This window comes from Bradyrhizobium sp. (assembly GCF_049512235.1).
In the GTDB taxonomy this organism is placed as follows: domain Bacteria; phylum Pseudomonadota; class Alphaproteobacteria; order Rhizobiales; family Xanthobacteraceae; genus Bradyrhizobium.
Genome location: NZ_JBEKXH010000339.1, coordinates 1 through 6,896, shown reverse-complemented (window position 1 = coordinate 6,896; position 6,896 = coordinate 1). Strand labels below are relative to the sequence as shown.

Here is a 6,896-nt window from a genome sequence, read left to right as displayed (position 1 = left end):
GTCAGCCCGACGCAAGGGGTGGCGAAGGTGAAGGGCAAGGCGATCACGGGGCCCGGCCCCGATCGTGGGCCGGTCTTTCAGGAGTTCGCGCTGTTTCCCTGGAAGAGCGTGCTCGGCAATGTAATGTACGGGCCGCGCCAGCAGGGCGTAAAATCAGCCGATGCCGAAGCGCAAAGCCGGGCGCTGATCGAGATGGTCGGACTGAAGGGTTTTGAGCATTTTTATCCCAAGGAATTGTCGGGCGGGATGAAGCAGCGCGTCGCGCTGGCGCGCACCCTGGCCTATCATCCGGCGGTGCTCTTGATGGACGAGCCATTCGGCGCGCTCGACGCGCATACCCGCACGCGGCTGCAGAACGACCTGCTCAATATCTGGGAGCGCGACCGCAAGACCGTGCTGTTCGTCACCCATTCGGTCGAGGAGGCGGTCTTTCTGTCCGACAAGGTCGTGGTGATGACGCGTTCGCCCGGCCGCATCAAGGAGGTCGTCGATATCGATCTGCCGCGACCGCGCCGCCGCGCCGAACTGCTGCTCGATCCGCATTACCAGAAATACGTCGTCGACATCGAGCGCATGATCGACGACACCAGCGAAATCGCGTTGCGGCCATGATGTCAGGGCGCGCGCTGCTCTCTCATCTGGCGCCGCTGTTGGCCTGCCTCGGCCTGCTGGCGCTGTGGCAGGTCGCGGCGCTGCTGCTGAACACCGACAGCTTTCCGACCGCGCTGGACGCGATCCGCGCCATCCCGTCCATCCTCGGCGACAAGGAATCCCTGATCAACATCCTGGCTTCGCTGCGCCGCATGGCGGTCGGTTTCGGGCTTGCGGTGATCTTCTCCATTCCGCTGGGATTGATGATGGGCCGCAGCCACCTGGTGGCGGCGTTCTTCAATCCGCTGTTGATGGTGATCTATCCGGTGCCGAAGGCGGCGCTGATGCCGATCATCATGCTCTGGCTCGGCGTCGGCGATATTGCAAAAACGCTGGTGATCTTTCTCGGCGTCAGCCTGCCGGTGATCTATCACAGCTTTCAGGGCGCCAAAGCGGTCGAGGAAAAGATGCTGTGGTCGGGCGCCGCGATGGGCCTGTCGGCGGCGCAGCGCATGATCCGGATCGTGCTGCCGGCGGCGCTGCCGGAGATCCTCACCGGCTGCCGCACCGGGCTGGTGCTGGCGCTGATCACCATGATCACCAGCGAGATGATCGCGCGGCAGTCCGGCGCCGGCAATATCCTGTTCAATGCGCTCGACATGGGCGAGTACGACACCGTGTACGCAATGATCATCATTGTCGGGGCGATGGGGATCGGACTGGACGCCGCGTTCGAAAACCTGCGCCGCAGGCTGGTGAAATGGTCGGAACCGGGCTTCGACATGCCCTTGAGTTTCGCATGAACACGCGCGCCATCACCACCGAGGTCCTGCTGGGCATGGTGCCGGTCGCGCTGCTGATCGCGCTGTGGCAGGCGCTCGACTCGTTCGGCTATGCCCCGGTGACGTTGCTGCCGCCGCCCGGCACCGTGTTCATGCGTCTGGCCGAGCTACTCCTCACCACAACCTATCAGCAGGAAATTGCCGCCACGCTGTTTCGATTGTTCACCGGCTTTGCGATCGCCGTCATCATCGGCATCGCGATCGGTCTGGCCGCCGCGGTCAGTCCTGCCATCAATGCCGTGGTGCGTCCGATGGTGCGGGTATTGGCGCCGCTGCCCAAGGTCGCGCTGTACCCGGCCTTGCTGCTGCTGCTCGGATTTGGTCATGAATCGAAGATCACGCTGGTCGCCGCCGATGCCTTGTTTCCGATCCTGCTGTCGACCTATTACGGCGCCTCGATGGTCGAGCAGAAATTGATCTGGTCGGCGATGGCGGCGGGCACGCCGCGCGGCCAGATCCTGTTCAAGGTGGTGCTGCCGGCGGCGATGCCCTCGATCCTTACCGGCTGCCGCATCGGCCTCGTCATTTCCTGCATCGTGGTCTTTCTCGCCGAGATGATCACATCGACCGACGGCCTCGGCCATGTCCTGGTCACGGCGGCGCGCACCTTTCGGGCCGTCGACATGTTCGTGCCCCTGATCACGATCTCGCTGCTCGGGCTCGTTCTCAACGGCCTGTTGCAGGGCTTGCGGTCCTATCTGCTGCGCGGCTTTCCGGAAGTGTAGGATGATGGCGGAGAATGGTTCCGGCGAGTACGGTACTAAAATACTTCATCCCTGTTAAATCGCCTGTATTAACAGGACATAACAGGAAAAAGTCGCATCGTGAAAACGTACAACTATTAGCTGAAAACTTGGGATGCCCGGCACAAGGCCGGACCATGACGAGCCTGGTACGAGTGGAGATGAAAGCATGCTGGCGGACCGCATCGAGGCAAAATGGATCGACGCCTTCTGTGAGATCTTCGAGCGCTGCGCGGTCAAGCCGGGTGACACCGCGGCGATCCTTTCCGAGACGCAGTCGCGCGCGCTCAACGTGCACCTGGCCGAACTCGCCTTGTTGCGGATGGGGGCGAAGGCCTTTCACATCGTGGTGCCGACGCCCCGCAACCGCGAGGTTGTTCCGATCCGTTCGACCGGTGCCAGCATCGCCATTCAGCGGCTTTCCCCTGTCATATCGGCGCTGCAGCAGGCGGGGTTTGTGGTCGATTGCACCATCGAAGGCCTGATGCACGCGGTCGAGACGCCGGAAATCCTCAAAGCCGGCGCGCGCATTCTGGTGATCTCCAACGAGCATCCGGAGGCGCTGGAGCGCATGGTGCCCGATCTGGCGCTGGAAAAGCGCGTCCGCGCGGCGGCGAAAATGCTGCGCGGAACCAAACGCATGCGCGTAACCTCCAAAGCCGGCACCGAGCTCGACGTCGACATGGTCGGAGCCTCCACCGTCGGCGTCTGGGGCTGGACCGACAAGCCGGGCACATTGGCGCACTGGCCGGGCGGCATCGTCGTCAGCTTTCCCAGAAGCGGCACCGTCAATGGCACGCTGGTGATGGCCACCGGCGATATCAACCTCACCTTCAAGCGCTACCTGACATCGCCTGTCACGATGACGCTGAGGGATGATTACGTCACCAATCTGGAAGGCGAGGGCGCCGATGCCATGATGATGCGCGCCTATCTGGCGGCCTGGGGCGACCGCGAAGCCTATGCGGTATCCCATGTCGGGTTCGGCATGAATCGGAACGCCCGCTACGAAGCGCTTTCGATGTACGACCAGCGCGATACCAACGGCACCGAGCTGCGTGCGGTTTCCGGCAATTTCCTGTTTTCCACGGGCGCCAACGAATTCGCCGGCCGCTACACCGCGGGGCACTTTGATTTGCCCATGATGGGCACCACGATCGAACTCGACGGCACAGCCGTGGTCCGCGACGGCGTGCTGCAGGATGTGTTCGGGTAGCCGCGGCTCAAGGACTTCTGCTGAGGAGCAACGCGAACGCACAGCGCGGGTCGACCCGATCAGTCGTAAAGTGCCTGGGCTCTGAACAGGCTCGGTGTCGTGCCTACGGCTTTGCGAAAGGCCCGATTGAAATTGGCCTGCGATGAAAATCCTGCGGCATAGGCGATGTCGACGAGCAGCCGATCGCTGGTCGCGAGCAGCCGCTTGGCGAGATCGAGGCGCTGACCACTGATATATTCGTGGGGAGGTTTGCCGGTAGCGGCCTTGAAACTTCGTGAGAAATGCGCCGGGCTCATGCATGCGACAGATGCTAGATCGGCAACCGAAAAATCGCGTTCGACGTGCTCATTTATAAAATCGGTCACGCGCACCAGACGTTTCGGATCCAGAGGCTTGTGATCGCCTCTCGGGCGCTTTGGATAGCCGGCTGCCGCCGAATAGGTATGAACCAGATGGGCGGACAAGGCGCTGCCCAGGGTTTCGACCAGGAGGCGGCCGGTGGAGGTTTCGGCTGCAAGTTCCCGGAGAATTTGCTCCGCGACGTATTCGATGAAGATGTCGCTGTCGATACTCTCGTACCGGATCGAAATCCCCGAGAGATCGATATCGAGATCCTTCAACAGGGTTTCCTTGAAGGGCTTGTCGGGAAGAAAAATATGCAGGCATTCCTCAACCGGCTCGGCGATACTGATGAAATCTTCGCAGATGCCGGCCGGACAAAGCCACACGGTACCCTTTCTGGCGTAAGTACGTTGCCGCATCCCGGCGCCTTCCCGGTCCACACGCGAGCGGCCACGCAGCATGATGGCGATCTCGGTGTCGCGCGGCACCAGCGAAGGAAGTTCTCCGGCCTCGTGGCTCCATCTCTCCGCGAGAAGATGCGACCATCGCCGGTCATTCGACGTATCGAGCATTCTGCCGGTAACATATTTATCGACAGAATTGCCAAGCAACCCCATCGTGTTTCTCCATCGAGTAAGCGCGATGCGTGGGCACAGGTTGGGCAGGTAACAGCAATTAATATGCCAAACCAGGCGGCGCGTCCATCGGCTGATGATTTGAGCCGAGCCTTTTAATTTGAGCCAGAACTCGCTTCAGACGAGCGTTTTTGGGCTGGATTTGCCCTCAGGGCGGACGCGACCCTGGTTCTGACTGACGTGGCGCACAAAGAATCGGCAGGGAATGGGAGGTCGTCCGCAGGCCAGGAAAAGAACTACGCAGATTTTGGCAAGCCAAAGCGCCCCGGCTGCAGCAATCTTCTCAACGAATGTGATGAGCATCGCGGAGGGAACCTATGGCGCGGACCACGGTAATTGGCGCATGTCCACATGATTGCCCGGATACCTGCTCGATCCTGACGACGGTCGAGGATGGCAAGGCCATCGCCGTCCGGGGCAATCCCGATCACCCCTTTACCCGCGGGCGCCTGTGCGTGAAGGTCAACAACTACGAGGAGCGGGTCTACAGCGACAAACGCGTGCTGTATCCGCTCAAACGGGTCGGCCCGAAAGGCGCCAGGCAGTTTCAGCGCATTTCCTGGGACGAGGCGCTCGAGACAATCGCCACGCGCTGGAAGTCGATCATCGCCCAAGACGGCGCGCAGGCCATCCTGCCCTACAGCTATCTGGGTACGCAGGGCATTATCAACGGGCTCAACGTCGGCGACCCGCTCTTCAACAAGCTGGGCGCGACCGTGCTGGAGCGCACCTTTTGCGACTCGGGATCCTGCACGGCCTATATGATGACCATCGGGCCCACGCCGGGCGTCGATCCCGAGAGCTTCGCGCACTCGAAATACATCATTCTTTGGGCCTGCAACACGCTCGGCACCAACTCCCATCATTGGCCATTCATCGAGCAGGCCAGGAAAGCGGGCGCCAAGCTGGTCGTCATCGATCCGGTGCGGACACGCACCGCCCGTTTGGCCGATTGGCATATTCCGATCCGGCCAGGGACGGACGCCGCGCTGGCGCTGGCGATGATCCATGTCATCATCAAGGAGAAGCTGGTCGATCGCGACTACATCGACAAATACACCCTCGGATACGACGAACTGGCAGACCGGGCATCAACCTACACGCCCGAATTTGCCTCGCGGGAGACCGGCATTCCGGTCGACGACATCGTCAAGCTGGCCAGAGAATATGCCAGCACGCCGCCGGCCGTTGTACGCATCGGCGTCGCCGTGGAGCGGCACGCGGGCGGCGGCCAGACCGTGCGTGCGATCGCCTGTCTTCCCGCACTGATCGGCGCATGGAAGCATGTCGGAGGCGGCCTGCTTCAGCTTCCGATCTGGGCCTTCCCGGTGAAATGGGAGGTCCTGATGCGTCCCGATCTGCAGCCTGAAAAGATGCGCGTGCTGAACTCGTGGCGGCTGGGGCCAGCGCTGACGGGCGAACTCGGTTTCGATCCGCCGATCAAGTCCCTGTTTGTCTATAACGCCAATCCGATGGCCATGGTGACCGAACAGACCAAGCTCGAAAAGGGGCTCGAACGCGAGGACCTGTTCACGGTGGTCAGCGATCATTTTCTGACCGACACAGCCAAATACGCCGATATCGTTCTCCCCGCGACGACGCAATTGGAGCAGCGGGACCTGATGTTTTCGTGGGGACATCTCTATTTGTCCTACAATAATCAGGCGATCGAGCCGCTCGGCGAAGCTGTTTCAAATACCGAATTGTTCCGGCGCCTTGCCAAAGCCATGGGCATCGAGGATCCCACCTTCTTCCGGACCGATGACGAGATGATCGAAGCATCCATGGACTGGGCCAACCCGGTTCTGCAGGGCGTCACGCTGGATCACGTCAAGGCAGAGGGCTATGCGCGGCTCAACATGCCGGCGGCCGATAAATGGGCACCGCATCGCGAAGGCAACTTCCCGACGCCCTCGGGCAAGTGCGAATTCAAGTCGACGATAACAGGCGGCGGCAACTTTGTCGTGCCGCTGTTCCGGCAGGGTTACAATGGCGATCAGGACGGCGCGCCGGTGGACGCGTTGCCGCACTACATCCCGCCCAACGAAAATCAGCGGACCGCGCCTGTGCTCGCAACGCGCTATCCGCTCAGCCTGATCTCGCCGAAAAGCCATGCGTTCCTGAATTCGAACTACGCCAACCTGCCGGCGCAAACGGCACAGGCAGGCGAGGAGCAGGCCGTGATCCTTCACCCTGACGACGCGGAGCAAAGGGGGATCGCGGCCGGCACGCCGATTCGCGTGTTCAACGATCGCGGCTCCTTCGAGGCCTTTGCCACGGTTTCGGCTGACGTCATGCCCGGGGTCGTCGTGGCGCCTTCGGGATATTGGCAGCGATCCAACCGCAAGGGCGCAACGGTGCACGTGCTCACGCCACCCGCCTACGCCGACCTTGGCCGGGCGCCAACCTTCTCGGACATCCTGGTGCAGGTAGGGAAGGCTGAATAGCCTCTGGCGCCGCGCAGGCCCAGGTCAACCTTCGTTCCCGTATTGACTGGTCAATGATCCCTGGAGCCGGCGATGACATA

General features: G+C 61.7%; 6 protein-coding genes. 5 read left to right on the top strand and 1 reads right to left on the bottom strand.

Annotation, left to right across the window (positions count from 1 at the left end; genetic code table 11):
* From ABSG20_RS25455 to ABSG20_RS25440, 4 genes are all read left to right on the top strand, one after another.
* Positions 1-612: ABC transporter ATP-binding protein (locus ABSG20_RS25455; protein WP_423867255.1), on the top strand; the 612-nt coding region annotated here is incomplete at its 5' end.
* On the top strand, positions 609-1,394 hold the full coding sequence (locus ABSG20_RS25450) for an ABC transporter permease (protein ID WP_423867254.1): 786 nt from the start codon (positions 609-611) through the stop codon (positions 1,392-1,394). The genes ABSG20_RS25455 and ABSG20_RS25450, both read left to right, overlap by 4 nt.
* Positions 1,391-2,158 (top strand): ABC transporter permease, encoded by a 768-nt coding sequence (locus ABSG20_RS25445; protein ID WP_423867253.1) that lies wholly within the window; start codon positions 1,391-1,393, stop codon positions 2,156-2,158. Before ABSG20_RS25450 ends, ABSG20_RS25445 begins: the two co-directional genes overlap by 4 nt.
* Positions 2,159-2,345: 187 nt before the next feature.
* Complete coding sequence (locus ABSG20_RS25440; protein WP_423867252.1) at positions 2,346-3,392, top strand: 2,5-dihydroxypyridine 5,6-dioxygenase NicX family protein; 1,047 nt, start codon at positions 2,346-2,348, stop codon at positions 3,390-3,392.
* 59 nt (positions 3,393-3,451) lie between these two features.
* On the opposite strand, the gene ABSG20_RS25435 is transcribed toward ABSG20_RS25440, so the two are convergent.
* Positions 3,452-4,351 (bottom strand): helix-turn-helix domain-containing protein, encoded by a 900-nt coding sequence (locus ABSG20_RS25435; RefSeq protein WP_423867251.1) that lies wholly within the window; start codon positions 4,349-4,351, stop codon positions 3,452-3,454.
* 335 nt (positions 4,352-4,686) lie between these two features.
* Here ABSG20_RS25435 and ABSG20_RS25430 point away from each other — a divergent pair, with 335 nt between their 5' ends.
* A complete protein-coding gene (locus ABSG20_RS25430) occupies positions 4,687-6,816 on the top strand; it encodes a molybdopterin-containing oxidoreductase family protein (protein WP_423867250.1) in 2,130 nt (709 codons plus the stop codon).
* Positions 6,817-6,896 lie beyond the last annotated feature (80 nt).

Bases quoted from the DNA above. Each gene is read 5' to 3' on its own strand.
- ABSG20_RS25440 (WP_423867252.1), top strand. From the start codon at position 2,346: ATGCTGGCGGACCGCATCGAGGCAAAATGGATCGACGCCTTCTGTGAG.
- ABSG20_RS25435 (WP_423867251.1), bottom strand. From the start codon at position 4,351: ATGGGGTTGCTTGGCAATTCTGTCGATAAATATGTTACCGGCAGAATG.
- ABSG20_RS25430 (WP_423867250.1), top strand. From the start codon at position 4,687: ATGGCGCGGACCACGGTAATTGGCGCATGTCCACATGATTGCCCGGAT.
- ABSG20_RS25450 (WP_423867254.1), top strand. From the start codon at position 609: ATGATGTCAGGGCGCGCGCTGCTCTCTCATCTGGCGCCGCTGTTGGCC.
- ABSG20_RS25445 (WP_423867253.1), top strand. From the start codon at position 1,391: ATGAACACGCGCGCCATCACCACCGAGGTCCTGCTGGGCATGGTGCCG.